This is a genomic window from Rhizobium hidalgonense, assembly GCF_005862185.2.
GTDB classification, from domain to species: Bacteria; Pseudomonadota; Alphaproteobacteria; order Rhizobiales; family Rhizobiaceae; genus Rhizobium; species Rhizobium hidalgonense.
In genome coordinates this window covers 767,620-783,086 of sequence record NZ_CP054028.1, presented here as the reverse complement: position 1 = coordinate 783,086, position 15,467 = coordinate 767,620, and the positions used below count along the sequence as shown (strand labels likewise).

17 protein-coding genes and 1 pseudogene are annotated in these 15,467 nt (G+C 61.8%); 12 read left to right on the top strand and 6 right to left on the bottom strand.

Going from position 1 to position 15,467, the window contains the following annotated elements:
* Positions 1-38: 38 nt before the first annotated feature.
* Positions 39-587 (top strand): cupin domain-containing protein, encoded by a 549-nt coding sequence (locus FFM81_RS24940; RefSeq protein WP_003568734.1) that lies wholly within the window; start codon positions 39-41, stop codon positions 585-587.
* On the opposite strand, the gene FFM81_RS24935 is transcribed toward FFM81_RS24940, so the two are convergent.
* Both FFM81_RS24935 and FFM81_RS24930 read right to left on the bottom strand, forming a co-directional pair.
* Complete coding sequence (locus FFM81_RS24935) at positions 584-1,369, bottom strand: pyrroline-5-carboxylate reductase (protein ID WP_003568735.1); 786 nt, start codon at positions 1,367-1,369, stop codon at positions 584-586. The genes FFM81_RS24940 and FFM81_RS24935 overlap by 4 nt on opposite strands.
* A gap of 4 nt (positions 1,370-1,373) precedes the next feature.
* Positions 1,374-2,093, bottom strand: a complete 720-nt coding sequence (locus FFM81_RS24930; RefSeq protein ID WP_003568736.1) for a GntR family transcriptional regulator — start codon at positions 2,091-2,093, stop codon at positions 1,374-1,376.
* 201 nt (positions 2,094-2,294) lie between these two features.
* Between FFM81_RS24930 and FFM81_RS24925 the strand changes: the two genes are divergently transcribed.
* The 11 genes from FFM81_RS24925 (at position 2,295) to FFM81_RS24875 (ending at position 12,422) form a co-directional block, all read left to right on the top strand.
* Positions 2,295-3,125: a substrate-binding periplasmic protein gene (locus tag FFM81_RS24925; protein WP_025418607.1), complete on the top strand. Its 831-nt coding sequence runs from the start codon at positions 2,295-2,297 to the stop codon at positions 3,123-3,125.
* Between the two features lie 61 nt (positions 3,126-3,186).
* Positions 3,187-3,969 (top strand): amino acid ABC transporter ATP-binding protein, encoded by a 783-nt coding sequence (locus FFM81_RS24920; protein ID WP_025418608.1) that lies wholly within the window; start codon positions 3,187-3,189, stop codon positions 3,967-3,969.
* A gap of 12 nt (positions 3,970-3,981) precedes the next feature.
* Positions 3,982-4,644 (top strand): amino acid ABC transporter permease, encoded by a 663-nt coding sequence (locus FFM81_RS24915; RefSeq protein WP_138386042.1) that lies wholly within the window; start codon positions 3,982-3,984, stop codon positions 4,642-4,644.
* Between the two features lie 9 nt (positions 4,645-4,653).
* On the top strand, positions 4,654-5,319 hold the full coding sequence (locus FFM81_RS24910; protein WP_025418610.1) for an amino acid ABC transporter permease: 666 nt from the start codon (positions 4,654-4,656) through the stop codon (positions 5,317-5,319).
* A 31-nt stretch (positions 5,320-5,350) separates the two neighbouring features.
* On the top strand, positions 5,351-6,229 hold the full coding sequence (locus tag FFM81_RS24905) for a dihydrodipicolinate synthase family protein (protein WP_003568741.1): 879 nt from the start codon (positions 5,351-5,353) through the stop codon (positions 6,227-6,229).
* A gap of 46 nt (positions 6,230-6,275) precedes the next feature.
* Entirely contained in the window at positions 6,276-7,514 is a 1,239-nt protein-coding gene (locus tag FFM81_RS24900; protein WP_138386043.1) for an NAD(P)/FAD-dependent oxidoreductase, read from the top strand.
* Positions 7,515-7,548: 34 nt separating this feature from the next.
* A complete protein-coding gene (locus tag FFM81_RS24895; protein WP_138386044.1) occupies positions 7,549-9,039 on the top strand; it encodes an aldehyde dehydrogenase family protein in 1,491 nt (496 codons plus the stop codon).
* Complete coding sequence (locus FFM81_RS24890) at positions 9,036-10,070, top strand: proline racemase family protein (RefSeq protein WP_138386045.1); 1,035 nt, start codon at positions 9,036-9,038, stop codon at positions 10,068-10,070. Before FFM81_RS24895 ends, FFM81_RS24890 begins: the two co-directional genes overlap by 4 nt.
* A gap of 8 nt (positions 10,071-10,078) precedes the next feature.
* Complete coding sequence (locus tag FFM81_RS24885; protein ID WP_138386046.1) at positions 10,079-10,843, top strand: SDR family NAD(P)-dependent oxidoreductase; 765 nt, start codon at positions 10,079-10,081, stop codon at positions 10,841-10,843.
* A gap of 62 nt (positions 10,844-10,905) precedes the next feature.
* The gene (locus FFM81_RS24880; RefSeq protein ID WP_138386047.1) at positions 10,906-11,661 is read left to right on the top strand and encodes an SDR family NAD(P)-dependent oxidoreductase; all 756 of its coding nucleotides are present in this window, start codon (positions 10,906-10,908) and stop codon (positions 11,659-11,661) included.
* 83 nt (positions 11,662-11,744) lie between these two features.
* Entirely contained in the window at positions 11,745-12,422 is a 678-nt protein-coding gene (locus FFM81_RS24875; RefSeq protein ID WP_138386048.1) for a GntR family transcriptional regulator, read from the top strand.
* A 24-nt stretch (positions 12,423-12,446) separates the two neighbouring features.
* On the opposite strand, the pseudogene FFM81_RS24870 reads toward FFM81_RS24875, so the two are convergent.
* The 4 genes and pseudogenes from FFM81_RS24870 to FFM81_RS24855 all read right to left on the bottom strand — a co-directional run.
* Positions 12,447-12,812, bottom strand: a pseudogene (locus tag FFM81_RS24870) (Ldh family oxidoreductase); the annotation flags it as partial.
* Between the two features lie 146 nt (positions 12,813-12,958).
* On the bottom strand, positions 12,959-13,543 hold the full coding sequence (locus tag FFM81_RS24865) for a TadE/TadG family type IV pilus assembly protein (protein WP_003568751.1): 585 nt from the start codon (positions 13,541-13,543) through the stop codon (positions 12,959-12,961).
* 1 nt (position 13,544) lies between these two features.
* A complete protein-coding gene (locus FFM81_RS24860) occupies positions 13,545-14,075 on the bottom strand; it encodes a TadE/TadG family type IV pilus assembly protein (RefSeq protein ID WP_003568752.1) in 531 nt (176 codons plus the stop codon).
* Complete coding sequence (locus FFM81_RS24855; RefSeq protein WP_003568754.1) at positions 14,072-15,430, bottom strand: TadE/TadG family type IV pilus assembly protein; 1,359 nt, start codon at positions 15,428-15,430, stop codon at positions 14,072-14,074. Before FFM81_RS24855 ends, FFM81_RS24860 begins: the two co-directional genes overlap by 4 nt.
* Positions 15,431-15,467 lie beyond the last annotated feature (37 nt).

The window sequence follows — 15,467 nt, the reverse complement described above, 5'->3', positions numbered from 1 at the left end:
GATTTTGGATATTCTGGACAACACAAACGGACCAAACCATGTCAGTCGATATCGGCAGCCGCCTTCGCCATCTCCGCATCGCCCATAAGCTTTCCCAGCGTGAACTGGCCAAGCGTACCGGCGTGCCCAATTCGACGATTTCACTGATCGAATCGAATGCCTCCAACCCCTCGGTCGGGGCGTTGAAGCGCATTCTCGACGGCATCCCGATCGGGCTGGCGGAGTTCTTCGCCTTTGAGCCAGAGCGCCCAAGGAAGGCCTTCTATGCGGCGGAAGAACTGGTGGAGATCGGCAAGGGCGCCATTTCCTACAAGCAGGTCGGAGAAAACCTGTTCGGGCGCAGCCTGCAAATGCTCAAGGAGTGTTACCAGCCGGGCGCCGACACCGGAAAGATTCCGCTTGTTCACGAGGGAGAGGAGGGCGGAATCGTGCTCTCGGGAAGGCTTGAGGTGACCGTCGACGACGAGCGGCGCATCCTCGGGCCGGGTGACGCCTATTATTTCGAAAGCCGGCGACCGCATCGGTTCCGCTGCGTCGGGCCGGTGCCTTGCGAAGTCATCAGCGCCTGCACGCCGCCGACGTTTTAGTCCTTGCCCTCGATGCGGGCGAGAACAAGGTCGAGGGCGGCGGTCAGCGCGGCAATGCCGCCCTTCTTGTCGAAGTCCGAAAGGACCTGCTCGTTCAGTCCGCCCTTGGTGGCGAATTCGCGGCTCAACGCGCTGAATGGCTCGGCGGCGCCCGCGCTGCTCGCCTTCTGTGCAAGGCCAGCGAAGAGCGGGGCGATGTAGGCCTGTCCCTTCGCCCTTTCAAGCCCGCTTTTTTCCAGCCAGCCGGCAACCGACTCCATGACGCCGAAATAGGTAGACATGACAGCGCTTGCAGCTGCGAGAAGATCATATTCCTTCCTCGACTGGCATTGCACGGCCGTTCCGAGTGTGTCGAACAGTGCGGCGACAGCAGTATCCGCCGGATAGACCGCGGTCACGCCCTGCCGGTCTGCGACAAAGGGCAGGGGGATGGCCTGCACGAGATTGATATCGGCGCCGATCCACTCCAGCAGGGCCCGGCGCTCGGTCGCCGCAACGAGGCTGACGACCATCTGGCCGTTCCTGAATGAAAGCTCCCGCACCACCTCCTCGGCGATCTGCGGCCGTATCGCCAGAAACACCATCTCGCTGCGCTGGACGACCTCCTGATTGTCGCGAGCAATTCTCACGGAGGCGAACTCGGCCGCAAGTGTCTCGGCGATGTGGGCGCTTCGCGGAGAAACGTGAATGTCGCTGGCATAGGCCGGTTCGGCCAGAAGCCCGCGAACCATAGCTTCGGTGATGGCGCCGGTGCCGACGAATCCGATGCTGTTGGCGTTCATGTGATCACTCCGCGGCTCGCAGCCGTCCCAGCGCGACATCCGTCGTATAGTTCTCGCGCATGAAATTGATGAAATTGTCCTGGAACTGGCGCGTATGGGCGTGAGCGAGTTCGTCGGCCAGATCCACATTCTTGTCCCTGATGGCATTGAGCATGAGCGCATGCTCGTCGGTCAGCAGATAGCCCTCATGGGTTCGCTCCAGATACTCGAAATGCAGGTGGAGCATGCGCTGACCCTGCGACAGCAGCTTGTCGTAGAAGGAGGCCAGATACTGGTTCTTTCCAGCATGAGCGATCGCCATGTGGAATTCCTTGTTGGCCTCCGACATGGCGAGATGATTGCCGGTTCTAACCGCCGCCTCGAACGACTTCAGCCGCTTGGCGATGATCTTCAGGTCGGTCTCCGTCCGCAGCGCTGCGGCAAGCCGGGTATTCATGCGCTGCGCAATATCGAGCGCCTCGACATATTTGGGAAAAGTCGCCACTTCGATCGGCGCGACGATCGTGCTGCGGTTGGAAAGCGTCACCACCAGCTCGTCGGCGCCGAGCCGGATCAAGGCTTCGCGCACCGGCGATCGCGACATGTCGAAGCGTTCGGCGAGCGTCATCTCGTCGAGCAACTGACCGGGCGGTAAAGCGAGCGACAGGATCTCGTTGCGGAGCGTTTCATAGACGTTCTTCCAGCCGGTGCCGCGGATGCGTTTCACTTCCGATTCTTCAGACACTTAAGTCCCTTTCTGTCGACGCCAGTCCATTGGGCCAGAAAAACAGCGTGTCGGCAATGTAATTTTTCCGCTTGACTTTGTCGACACGCTGTTGACATATTTTGTCCAGTCGACACGCAGCCGACATAAAGACAACAGAAACGGTTAGATTCGACGAGTGGAACCGCGCGCTTTCCGCGCACAACAAAAGAGGAATGCCCGATGTTTTCTTTGATAACGTCCGCCTTGCGGGCGCTGCCTGCGCTCGCCCTGATGGGGGCTCTTTCCGCAACCGCCGCACAGGCTCAGACCACAGAGGGATATTGGCAGGGCGTGCAGAAGGCGGGTACCTTACGCTGCGGCGCGGCCGTCGCGCCGCCCTATGTCATGCGCGACCCGGCGACGGGCGAATATTCCGGCTTCTTTGCCGATCTCTGCAAGGAATTTGCCGAAGTCCTTAAGGTGAAGCCCGAATTCGTCGATACGACCTGGGACAATATCGTCGCCGGCCTGCAGGCCGGTAAATGGGACGTGTCGCTTGCGCTCAACCGCACGCCGGCGCGCGCCATGGCGGTGCAGTTCTCGGTTCCGGCGATGGAGTACCAGATCTCGCTTGCCTATAACAAAAACAATCCGAAAATTGCGGCCGGTGCCGCTTCGGTTGCCGATATCGACAAGGCAGGCGTGACGCTCGCCGTCATGTCCGGCACGGCGCAGGACAAGGCCATTTCCGCGGTCGTGAAGAACGCCACGATCATGCGGCTGCCCGGCAATGACGAGACCCGGCTGGCCGTCACCTCGAAGCGCGCCGACATCCTGGTTGACGCTTCCGACACCAATCAGCTCTTCACCCAATCGAACCCGGACTGGGCGGTGGCGCTCAACCCGACGCCGGCGCTCGCCAAGCAGGGCGTCGCCTTCGGCCTGCCGCATCAGCTTTCGGCCGCCGACGTCGAAGTGGTCGATATCTTCCTCGAAGAGAAGGTCGCGACCGGTCACGTCGATGATCTGATCAAGAAGGCGGTCGACGAAGTGCTCAAGGGCGCAAAGTAACCTCGCCGGGCCGGTGCGGTCATCGCGCCGGCCCTCCCAGCTTCGATCATCGGAGATTGGCATGACCACGTCCTTCAGCCTTCCCCTCGTGAAAATGCAGGCGCTCCACAAAAGCTATGGCAATGGAGCAATCCAGGTGCTGAAAGGCATCGACATTGAAATGAAACCCGGCGAACGCGTCGTCGTCATCGGACCCAGCGGCGGCGGCAAAAGCACGCTGCTCAGGGTGATGATGGGGCTGGAGCAGGTCGACAGCGGCTCGGTCAGTTTCGATGGCAAGCCCTATATTTCTTCCGTTGGTGCAGCGGGGAAAACTCAGATCGACACCCATGTCCGCCGGTCGATCGGCATGGTCTTTCAGCACTACACCCTGTTTCCGCATCTGAATGTCACCCAGAACCTGATCCTCGCCCCCTGCAAGGTGCGTGGAGAAGCCAAGGCGAAGGCGACGGATCGCGCTCAGGCGCTACTCGAGCGCTTCGGGCTCGGCGCCAAGGCCAAGGCCTATCCGGCTCAGCTTTCCGGCGGCCAGAAGCAGCGCGTCGCCATCGCCCGCGCGCTGATGCTCGATCCGAAGCTGATGATGTTCGACGAAGTCACCTCGGCTCTGGATCCGGAGCTCGTCAGTGAGGTGGAGCAGGTCATTCTGCAGCTCGCCGCCCAGGACATGCCGATGATGATCGTCACCCACGACATGTGGTTCGCCAAGAACATCGCGTCGCGCGTCATCTTCTGCGCCGGCGGCGTGGTCGTCGAGGACGGCCCTCCCGAGCAGGTGCTCGGCGCCCCGCGCGAGGAGCGCACCAAGGAATTCATCGACCGGGTCTTCCACATCAAGCAGTAGGGAGGGCATTCCGTGAACTACACGTTCGACTTCAATTCAGTCTCTATCGCTCCGCTTCTCCAGGGGCTGTGGGTTTCTCTGCAGCTGACGGCGGCTGCGAACGTCATCGGCATCATCCTGGGCTTCGGATTGGCCCTCCTCATCATGAGCCCGATCAAGATTGTGCGGCTGCCGTTTATGCTGTTCATCGAATTCTTCCGCTGCACGCCGGCGATCGTCCAGATCGTCTGGATATTCTACTGCGTGCCGATGCTGTTCGACGTCTTTCTCGACCCGATGACGATGGGCATCATGGCGCTCGGGCTCAATCTGATGGCGTTCAATGCCGAAGCCTACAGAGCATCCATCCAGGCGGTTCCGCGCGAGCAGCTCGACGCCGGCATCGCACTCGGTCTCAATCCGCTGCAGCGGGTGCTCTATATCGTGTTTCCGACGGCGTTCCGCGCTTCGATCCCGGTGCTACTAACCAACGGCATCGTCATCTTTCAGCAGAGCGCGCTGGTTGCGATCGTGGCGATCCAGGACCTGATGTACCAGGGCAAGACGCTGGCGACAGAGACCTACCGCCCGATCGAGACCTTCACCGTCGTGGCGCTCATCTATTTTGCCGTGTCCTTCCCGATAACCCAGATCGTCGGCCTGCTCGAACGCCGCCGCCAGATCCTCGTCAGCTAGGAGGCCAGAATGACACTCGACTTCTCGATCCTGCTGCGCTTCGAGCATGCACTGCTGCTCGGTCTGTGGATGACGATCAAGCTTACGGTCATCTGCATCGTGCTCGGATGCTCTCTTGGCTTCCTCGTCGGTCTCGCCCGCGCGTCTGGCAATCTGGCGCTTCGCGCGGTCTCCGGCGCCTATGTCGAATTCTTCCGCGGCACGCCGGTCCTGATCCAGCTGTTCTGGATATTCTTCTGCCTGCCGCTGCTGCTCGGCGTCGAGCTTTCGAACCTGGCGTCCGGCGTCATTGCGCTGACGCTCTACATGGGAGCGATCACCAGCGAGACTTTCCGGGCGAGCCTCAAATCCATCGGCCGCGAGCAGTTGGATGCCTGCGTGGCGCTCGGCTTGCCGCGCAGCGCCCAAGTCGTCAACGTCGTGCTGCCGCAGGCGGTGCTGCGGGCGATCCCGACACTGCTGTCGAACTGCGTCAGCCTCTTCAAGGAGAGCGCGCTCGTCTCCGCCGTCGGCATGGCTGACCTGATGTTCGTCGGCCAGAACATCTCCAACAATACGGCCCGTCCCGTCGAAGTGCTGACGGTCGTCGCCCTGATCTATTTCATTATCGCCTTCCCTCTCACGCGGGCCGTTTCCCTCATCGAGGGACGCATCCTCAAGAAGCTCGCAATCTAGAAACAGCCGTTCCCAGGACAGGAGACATCCCATGAAACTTTCCGGCGTCATGCCCGCGCTCATCACTCCCTTCGATGCCAACAACAAGATCGATTTCAAGGCGTTCGAGAGACTTCTGATCCATCTCCGCGAGGCAGGCGTGACCGGCTGGGTCCCGAACGGATCGACGGGAGAGTATTTCAGCCAGTCCCGGGAAGAGCGCCGTGACGTGCTGCAGTTCGTCAAGGATTTTGCCAGGCCGGACGAAATTCTGATCGCCGGCACCAATGCGCCCGCCACCCGTGAGGTGATCGAGCAGACGGCGCTGGCGAGAGACATCGGCTATGACACCATCCTGCTGGCGCCGCCATTCTATACCCGCCCGACACAAGCCGAGCTCATCAAACACTACGAAGCCGTTCTCGGCGCCGTCGACGTGAACCTCGTCCTCTATTCCTATCCGGCCAAGGATGGTTCGGATATCAGTTTCGAGCTGATGGATCATTTTGCCGACAATCGGCGCGTCATCGGCATCAAGGAGAGCTCGGGCGTGCTGCAGCGGGCGATCGACATCGCCAGCCGCTATGAAGGCAAGATCCAGCTCGTCAGCGGTTCCGACGACATCGCGCTCGACTTCATGTTCTGGGGTGCGGAAAGCTGGATCTGCGGGCCATCGAACTGCATGGCCAAGGCCTGCTGTGCTCTGGACCGCACATTCAGGTCCGGCGATCTGAACAAGGCGCGCGAGCAGATGAAAACGCTCTACCGGGCGATGAACATCCTGGAGAGCGGTAAGTTCGTGCAGAAGATCAAATATGGCTGCGAGCTTCAGGGGCTGCCCGTGGGGCAGTGCCGGGCGCCGCTCGGCGAACTGACCTCGGAGGAAAAGGCCGAGTTCAGGGCAGCAATGCAGCCCATCCTCAACTGGTAACGGATCCGGAGCGGGCAAGCCGCCCCTCTAAATTGCGAGGTTCGCCGTGTCATCCATCGTGGTCGTCGGCGCCGGCATCATCGGCGTCACCATCGCCTATGAACTCCAGCGCCGCGGCCTTGCCGTGACGCTCGTCGACCGCGATGCGCCGGGCAAGGGGGCTTCCTACGGCAATATGGCGAGCGTCGCCGTCACCGAGTTCATGCCGGCCTCGCGGCCGGGCATCTGGGCGCAGATGCCGAAATGGCTGCTCGATCCGGAAGGGCCGGTGCGCATCCGGCCCGCTTACATGCCGAAACTGGTGCCATGGTTTCTGCGGTTCCTCGCCGCCAGCCGCCCCTCGAAGCTGCGGGAGCTGGAGGCCGCCGGCGCCGTGCTCTGCCAGCGCGTTTATGAAGACTTCGATGCGTTGCTGAAGCAGACCGGCCTGACGCACATGCTGACGGCCGAGGGATGCCTTAGCCTCTATACCGATGAGGCCGAGTTCAAGGCCGATCGCGAGCATATCGACATCCTGGAGCGCTTCGGCTTCCGGCACGAAATTATCGGCGGCAATGCCATCCGCGACCTGGAGCCCGCATTGACGACGAAGATTGGCAAGGCGGTGCTCTTTCCCGACAACCGGTCGATATCAGATCCCTACAAGCTCGTCACAGCCCTCTTCGAACGCTTCGAGGCGCTCGGCGGCAGGATCGTCCAGGGCGATGTCGCCGGCTTCGAGCAAAGCGAGGCCGGTGTCTCCGCCATTCGCCTGGCTGACGGGCGAAGGGTCGTGGCGGAGAAGATGGTGCTTGCGGCCGGCGCCTTCACCGCCCGGCTTTCGGCCCTGCTGCGCGAATATATCCCGCTCGAAACCGAGCGAGGCTACCACACGCAGATCATGGAACCCGGCATTTCGATGCGCCATTCAATCATCTGGCCGGCGCGCGCCTTCATGGTCACGCCGACGGCCGGCGGCATCCGCGTCGGTGGCACGGTCGAGATGGCTGGCCTCGAGGCGCCACCGGATTATCGCCGCGCGAAGATCTTGGTGAAGCGGGCTCGGGAGGCATTGCCCGAGCTGGACGCCGAACGAGCGACGGAGTGGATGGGGCATCGCCCGGCGCTGCCTGACACCGTGCCGGTCATGGGGCCGTCCGCCAAACGCCGCAACGTCTGGTACGCGACGGGTCACGGACATCTCGGCCTCACCTATGCGGCCACGACAGGCCGGTTGATGGCTGATCTCATTACGGGCGTCGAACCGCCCGTGGACATGAAACCCTATCGCGTCGACCGCTTCTAAGAGCGGCGTCGGCGCAAGGCGAAAGGGAGTGAACATGCGCAGCGAACTTTATATTGACGGACAATGGGTGAAGCCGGTCAAGGGCGGCACCTGCACGGTGACCAACCCTGCAACGGAAGAAGTGATCCAGACGATCGGGGCGGCGACCGCCGAGGATGTCGCTCTTGCCGTCAAGGCGGCTCGCCGCGCCTTCGACAAGGACGGCTGGCCGAAACTAACGGGCGCTCAGCGCGCCCGATATCTCCGGGCGATCGCCGAGGGTATCCGTGCCCGCCAGGCCGAGATCGCCCGCCTCGAAGTCCTCGACAACGGCAAGCCGTTCCCCGAGGCCGATTGGGACGTGGCCGACGCGGCGGGCTGCTTCGATTTCTATGCGGGCCTTGCCGAACAGCTCGACAACAATCCCGAGGAGACGATCGAACTGCCCGATCAGCGCTTCAGCTCCAAGGCGGTGCGCGAGCCGCTTGGCGTCGCCGGCGCGATCATCCCCTGGAACTACCCGCTGCTGATGGCCGCCTGGAAGGTCGCCCCGGCGCTTGCCGCCGGCTGCACCATGGTGCTGAAGCCTGCCGAACTGACGTCGCTGACGGCGCTCGAACTGGCGGCGGTCGCGGACGAAGCCGGCCTGCCGCCCGGCGTGCTCAATATCGTCACGGGAGCGGGGTCGGTTGCCGGGCAGGCAATCATCGATCACAAGCAAGTGGACAAGCTTGCCTTTACCGGTTCGGGACCGGTCGGCTCGAAAATCATGGCGGCGGCCGCCCGCGACATCAAGCGCGTCAGCCTGGAGCTCGGCGGCAAGTCGCCGTTCGTCGTCTTCGAAGACGCCGATATCGACAAGGCCGTCGAATGGATCATGTTCGGCATCTTCTGGAACCAGGGCCAGGTTTGCTCGGCGACGTCTAGAGTTCTCGTGCAGGAGAGCATCTACGAACGGTTGCTCGCCCGTCTCGTCGAGGAAACGAACAAGATCAAAATAGGCAACGGTCTGGACGAAGGCGTCCTCCTGGGGCCGCTGGTTTCCAAGCGCCAGCACGAGCAGGTCGTCGCGGCGATCGAGGCGGCGCGGCAGGCCGGCGTAACGGTCGCCTGCGGCGGAGCGCGCCCTGAAGGCTTCGACAAGGGCTATTACCTCCAGCCGACCATTCTGACGGATGTTCCGCTCGACAGCGCCGCCTGGGTAGAGGAGATCTTCGGGCCTGTCGTCTGCATCCGGCCTTTCAAGAGCGAAGCGGAGGCGATCGAACTCGCCAATCACTCCCGCTTCGGCCTTGCCGCGGCCGTCATGTCGAAGGACGATATCAGGGCCGAGCGTGTGGCGGCCGCTTTCCGCGCCGGCATCGTCTGGATCAACTGCTCGCAGCCGACCTTCACCGAGGCGCCCTGGGGCGGCTACAAGGAATCCGGTATTGGCCGCGAACTTGGGCGCTGGGGTCTCGATAATTATCTTGAGACCAAGCAGATCACCCGCTTCGCCAGCGAGGATCCCTGGGGCTGGTACATCAAGCCGGAGGCGGCCGAATGAACTGGGACCGCAGCCTCGACCTGCTGCAGGTCCACTGCCAGGGTGAGATCGGCAAGGTCATCGTCTCGGGCGCGCCCGAGATACCGGGCGCGACCATGCTCGACAAGATGAACCACATCAACTCGGTCGATGACAGCCTGCGCCGTTTCGTCACCTTCGAACCGCGGGCCAGCGTCGCCATGTCGGTTAACCTGCTGGTGGCGCCGACGCGCGCCGATGCAGATGCCGGCTTTATCGTGCTGCAGGCCGACCGCGCTCATCCGATGTCCGGCAGCAACTGCATCTGCGTGGTCACCGCTCTTCTCGAGAGCGGGCAGGTGCCGATGTCGGCGCCGGAGACGATCGTCCGCTTGGACACGCCGGCCGGCCTTATCGTCGCGCGCGCCACCTGCCGCGACAGCAGATGTCTGTCCGTCAGCCTCGACAACGTGCCGAGTTTCGCCGAAGCGCTGGACAGGGTGGTGGAAACGCCGAAATGGGGGCGCATCAAGATCGACGTCGCCTTCGGCGGCGTCTATTATGCGCTCGTCGACGTCGATCAACTCGGACTCGATATCGCGCCTGCCAATGCGAGGCTGCTGGCGGAATCCGGCATCGAGCTCAAGTCGCTGCTGGCTGGCCAGGTCTCGGTCACCCATCCCGTTTTGAGGGGCGTGAATGAGATCGCTTACGTGATGTTTCGCGGCCGCGAGGCCGATAGCGCGGTGAGGACCTGCACGACGCTGCAGCCCGGCCGCGTCGACCGCTCGCCTTGCGGAACCGGCAGCTCGGCGAACCTGGCGACACTCTATGCCCGTGGTGAAGTTTCAGTGGGAGACCGAAGAACGTCGCGATCGATTATCGGCGGCGAGTTTCTCGCGGAGGCGATCGGCGAAACGGATGTCGGCGGCCGCCGTGCCGTGCTGCCGAGAATAACCGGCCGTGCCTTCGTCTATGGCCGCGAACAGTTGCGCCTGTCCGACGACGATCCGTTCGCCGCCGGTTTTGCGCTGTCCGACACCTGGGGTCCCCAGGTCGATCTCCTCGGTTAGGAGTCTCTATGTCCCACGTTCAATCCCTTGCCGGCCAGACGGTCCTCGTCACAGGAGCATCGGGTGGGATCGGCGCCGCCATCGTCGAGCGCCTGTCTGCCGAAGGCGCGCAGCCCGTCATCCATTACGGGCGCGACAAGGAGAGGGCGCAGGCCCTGCTTCGCAAGCTCGGTAGGAACGGCCTGATGGTCCAGGCCGACCTCTCCAGCCCGGACGGCGCCTTCACGCTATGGCGCGACGCGCTCGCGGCGGCGGGACGGATCCATGCCGTCGTCAACAATGCCGGCATCCGCAGCGAGATTTCGATCGATGCCGATGCCGCCGAGTGGCGGGCCGCCTGGCAGAAAGAGTTCCAGGTGAACTTCTTTGCGGCAGCGGACCTCTGCAAGGAAGCTCTCGTACATTTCAAGCAACAGGGCGGCGGGCGGATCGTCAATATGGCCAGCCGCGCCGGACAGCGCGGCTACGCCGCCGACGCCATGCCCTATGGTGCGACGAAGGCGGCGTTGATCAATCTCACCAAGTCGATCGCGAGGAGCTTCGGGCGCGACGGGATCGTCGCCGTCTCCATCGCGCCGGGCTGGGTGCGGACCGATATGGCCGAGGAATTTGTAGCCAGGAACGGAAAGGATGCAACGGTCGCCGATATTCCGACCGGCGAAATGGCCGAGCCGGCCGAGATCGCCGAACTGGTGGCCTTCCTGCTTCGTCCTTCGCAAGCATCGGTCAATGGGGCGACGTTCGACGTCAACGGCGGCAGTTACATCAGATAGAGCCATTCGAGCAAAAGCGTGCAGCGGTTTTGCGGGCGGAATTGCGCGAAAAGGAGGTTCATATGAAGAGGTTTGTAGGCAAGGTCGCGGTGGTGACGGGCGGCGGCGGCGGCATAGGATCGGCCATATCGCAGAGGTTGGCCGAGGAAGGCGCGCTGGTGGTGGTGACGGATGCCAACGCCCAGGCCGCAGGCGAAGTCGCCTTGCTCATCGAGGCGGCGGGCGGCTCGGCCGTCGCCATTGCGGCCGACATCTCCGGCAAGCCGGAATGCGTCAAGCTCGTCGAAAAAGCCTTTGCGATCGAGGGGCGGCTGGACGTTCTTGTCAACAATGCCGGCATCAACCGGCGCGGAAATCTGCTATCTCTGTCGGATGAAGATTGGCAGCTGAGTTTTGCGGTCAATCTGGATTCGATGTTCCATCTTTGCCGCGCGGCGCTGCCGCATATGATCGCTGCCGGCGGCGGCGCGATCGTCAATACGGCGTCGCAATGGGGGCTCTACCCCGCGCCGAACCATATCGCCTATAACACGACAAAGGCGGCGGTCGCCGCCTTCACCCAGAACCTTGCCCGCGACTATGCGCCCGACAGGATCCGGGTCAATGCCGTCTGCCCCGGCGAGATCCACACGCCGATGCTCGAAGCCGGTGTTACCCGCTCCGGCCGGACGATCGCCGATCTCGACAAGCTCGTTCCCTTTGGCCGCATCGGCAGACCTGAGGAGGTGGCGGCCCTCGTTGCCTTCCTCGCATCGGATGAGGCGGCCTTCATGTGCGGTTCGCTGGTGGAAATCACTGGCGCGCAAGCGGTGGCTTGAAAAAGCCGATCGTCCTTGAGCAATGAGATTGTCTACGATATCCCAATTGGGATATTCGTCAGGCACGAAACAAGGAGCTCGGGATGCCTTTCAACACCGCTCAGGTGACCAATCTCGGAAAGGCGCCAACTGCCTCTGACGTGATCTTGAAATTCATCCGGGATTCGATTGCCGACGGCTCGCTTGATGAAGGCGAGCCGATCCGTCAGGACGATGTCGCCCGGCTGTTCAACGTCAGCAAAATTCCGGTGCGGGAGGCGCTCAAGCGGCTTGAGGCCGAAGGTCTGGTGGAATTCCACCGCAACAAGGGCGCGATCGTCACGAGGGTCTCGGAGCCCGAGATCGCGCAGATTTTCGAGGTGCGCGCGATCCTGGAATCGAACGCCATCAAGCTATCGATCCCTCACATGACGGAAGAGACCTTTGAAAAGGCGCTTGCCTATTGCGATGCCTTCGCGCGGGAAACGGATGTCGCCCGGTGGTCAGAATTGAACTGGCGGTTCCACAGCTGCCTTTACGAGGATGGGCAGCGGCCATTTCTCGTCACCACCATTCGTTCGGTGAACGACCGGCTGGAGCGATATCTCCGGGTGCAGTTGACCCTGTCGCATGGCAAGCAGACCGCCGATCGCGAACATCGTCAGATCCTCGAAGCTTGCCGCGAGCGAGATGAGGAAAAGGCGGCCGGTCTGATCTACGCCCACATTATGAGCGCCTGCCAATCGCTTCTCGAACATCTTCCCGCAAAAAAGGGCCGCTGAGCGTCATCCGAGCGGCGGGGACCGTCAGGCGCCGGCGATTTTCACGACAGCCTCGAAGACGGCGCCGGCACTTTCAGGCCTTCCGTCGCCGGCCTTGGATATTCGATGCCGCTAACGCCAGGCACGAACACGCCATGTTGCTGAAGGCGGTCGGCCTGGCGGCGGGCACGCTCGACCAGGCCAACGTCGATGCGCGCCCGGCATCATGGCGACGACGGTCAATCCCACGGCGGGGCTGGCGCTTCCCTTCCTGAAAGACGGTGTGTCCAACGACCAGGGGCCGCCGGAGAGGCCGGCCGACAGCATTTCCACCATCAGCGCCACGTTGGCGCCCTTGCGCCAGCCGAAAGGAAGCAGCGCTCCACCAAGCGCTCTTGCCGCATCCTGGGTAATTGGTTCTCTAGACGCCTTGCAGTTGACGCAGGCGCAGATCCAGAAAGTGGGGCCGCTGGTCAGAGAGGCCGGCGCTTGCGAATTTGCAACGGGTTAGGCCGGCGACAACTGACCCCGAAGGTCCGGCCGACAGAGCCTGCGGCTCAGTTGTATTTGATCGTGTCGCTGACCCTCGGGCGATTGAAGAAATAGCGATCGAAGCTATAGCCGTTCTGTCCGGTGAAATTTGAGAAAAACGCCGAGACTGGTGTCGTCAACGTATATTGCACCCGGGTCAGCACGATCTGCACGCCTGTTTCCTGGATGTTGGAGGGGACCGCGACCGCGCTCGCCGTCCCGGAATTCACCGCCGAGGTGTTGAGTGCGGCAGACCAGTTGACGGTCGCGCTGCCGCTGGCGTTGACATCGTTAACCGCAACCGTGAGCGTCAGCTTGCTGGTGTCATAGGGCTGCAGGATGAAACTGGCGCCGGAAAGAAGCTTGGTGACATCGGTTTTCGTCCATGAACTCTGCTGGGCAATCATGTCACCTGTGGAAGAGGCGATCTCGTCTATTTTTCGACTGACAGTCAGCGCATGGCCGAGCTCGACGGTGCCGAACAGCAGCATCACCAGGATCGGCAGCACGAGCGCAAATTCGACGCCTGATGCAGCCGATCGATCGCGGGCGATACCACGGATGCGGCATTGCGCGAACCGGAAAAAGGACAGGCTCCGTTTCATGGTCATGTCAGAATGGCTCGTTGCGGAACAGAGCGGAAGATCCGAGCAGATAGCGGCCATCGGAAAGCTTGGCGCTCGACAGGCTGAAGAAATTGGCGACGGCCGTCCATGGCAGAAACGCCTGGACGAGGATGTAGTCGCTGCCCTTGCCGATATCATAAGTCTCGGTGACGGCGAGTTTGCCGCTGCTGTCGATGGGATTGGTTCTGGCCGCGGACGACATGTCGGAAAGCACGTTCACCTTGACCACGAGACCGCTGGAGCAGTCGAAGGTTAGAAGCATGTCGTCGCATATCTTGGCCTTGAAGCCGGCCAGCGTGATCTTGGACGACGCCACCTCGCCGGTGCGGATCATCCGGGAAATCTTATGGACCGAGGCGTCAAGTGCCGAGTTGACGAAAAACATCAGCGACACTTCGATAATGCCGAAAAGAATGATGAAGAGCGGCAGGGCCAGGATCGCAAATTCGATCGCGGCAGCCCCCTTGTGGTCGCCGACCAGACGGCGCAGCAGCGCGAAGGTTTTTTTCCGCGTCATTGGGTCAACCGAACAGCAGAGAGATATTGGGTGAAAAGCGTCGACAGGCCCGCCGTGATCTCGGTCGACGAGGATGCCGACAGGAACAGGCTCTTGGACGATGCACAGTCGGCAAGCGCATAGGGGATGTAGTCCCGCCGCGTAATGCTGGTCGACACGCCGCTGTTCATCGTGCCGCCCCAGGTGTTCTTCCAGTTGGCGCTCGCCATGGTTGAGCCGACGGTCGCGTTGTATCCCCAGTCCGTGGTGATCGGCAGATATTCGGTATATAGCACAGCCATCGTATTCGATTGGCTTTTCAGATAGTTGCACCAGGCCGGATTAAGGGGTGCAACCTTGGGCCAGTAACTCGAGCCATTCGTTACCCATTCGCGCTGCGACTGGACGCCGTCGGTCAACAGGAGAACCAGCTTGAGCGGCGAGGCTGAGGAGGTCCCGTCCCCTCCGGCACCGACCTTCTGCTTGAGTGTGGTGAGCGAAACGTCGAAATAGGTGGCTGCCTTCGAGGTCGCGCTGGTGAGGCCATAGCTCGACGTCGAGAGGCGGGTGCGGGCCGTGTCTGTGCTCAGCGTCGGGGCGAGAACCTCCGTCAGCGTATCGCCCAGGCTATAGAGTCCGACCTTGATCCGTTCGTGGTTCTTGTCGGATGTGTCGATCAGGCTGAGCACGTCCTTAACGGCGTCGCCGGCGACATCGGCCCGCAGTTTTATGTTCTTTGCTGTGCTGTATTCATAGTTGTTGGCATATGTCTTATTGCCGACCTTGTGCGAATCGCCGGTGTGGCAGGCGAACTGACAGCCAATGCCGGAATACATGGTCGATTGACCCGTTGTCGTTGCCGCCAGAAGCATCGACGGGGATGTGTCGATGACGATATAGACATTGAGATAAGAGGTCGCCGGCCCCTTGACGGCACTTCCCACGCTGACCGGAACGGTGTCGATGTTGGCGATCTTCATGAACGTCGTCGGCACGGTGCCGCTTGCCGTCGCCGTAATGTTGTGGTTGGCGGTATCGATGTCGATTTCGCCGAGCGTGTAGCTGTTTTCCACCTGCGCGTGGAACCAGTCGGAGACCTTCTGTTTGAGGGCGTCGGTGTCCCCGGTGTTGTTGATTTGCTTGACGGCGGCGATCAAGGCCGCATCAAGATCGCTCTGCATCTTCTGCCGCACATTGTAGCTGCGAATATAGTCGAAACTCGCGCCGACCGCGACGAGCATCGGCACCAGACTAAGAGCAACGACGATCGCGACGTTGCCGGCTCTGTCCCTTCCGAGACCGCGAAGGGTGTGGAAGCATCGACCCAATAAAAATGAAAGAGCTGACTTCAAAAAAACCACCGTCGCGCAGCACATGAAAAAATACTAATGCGAGATGTATCCGGGAAGCTTA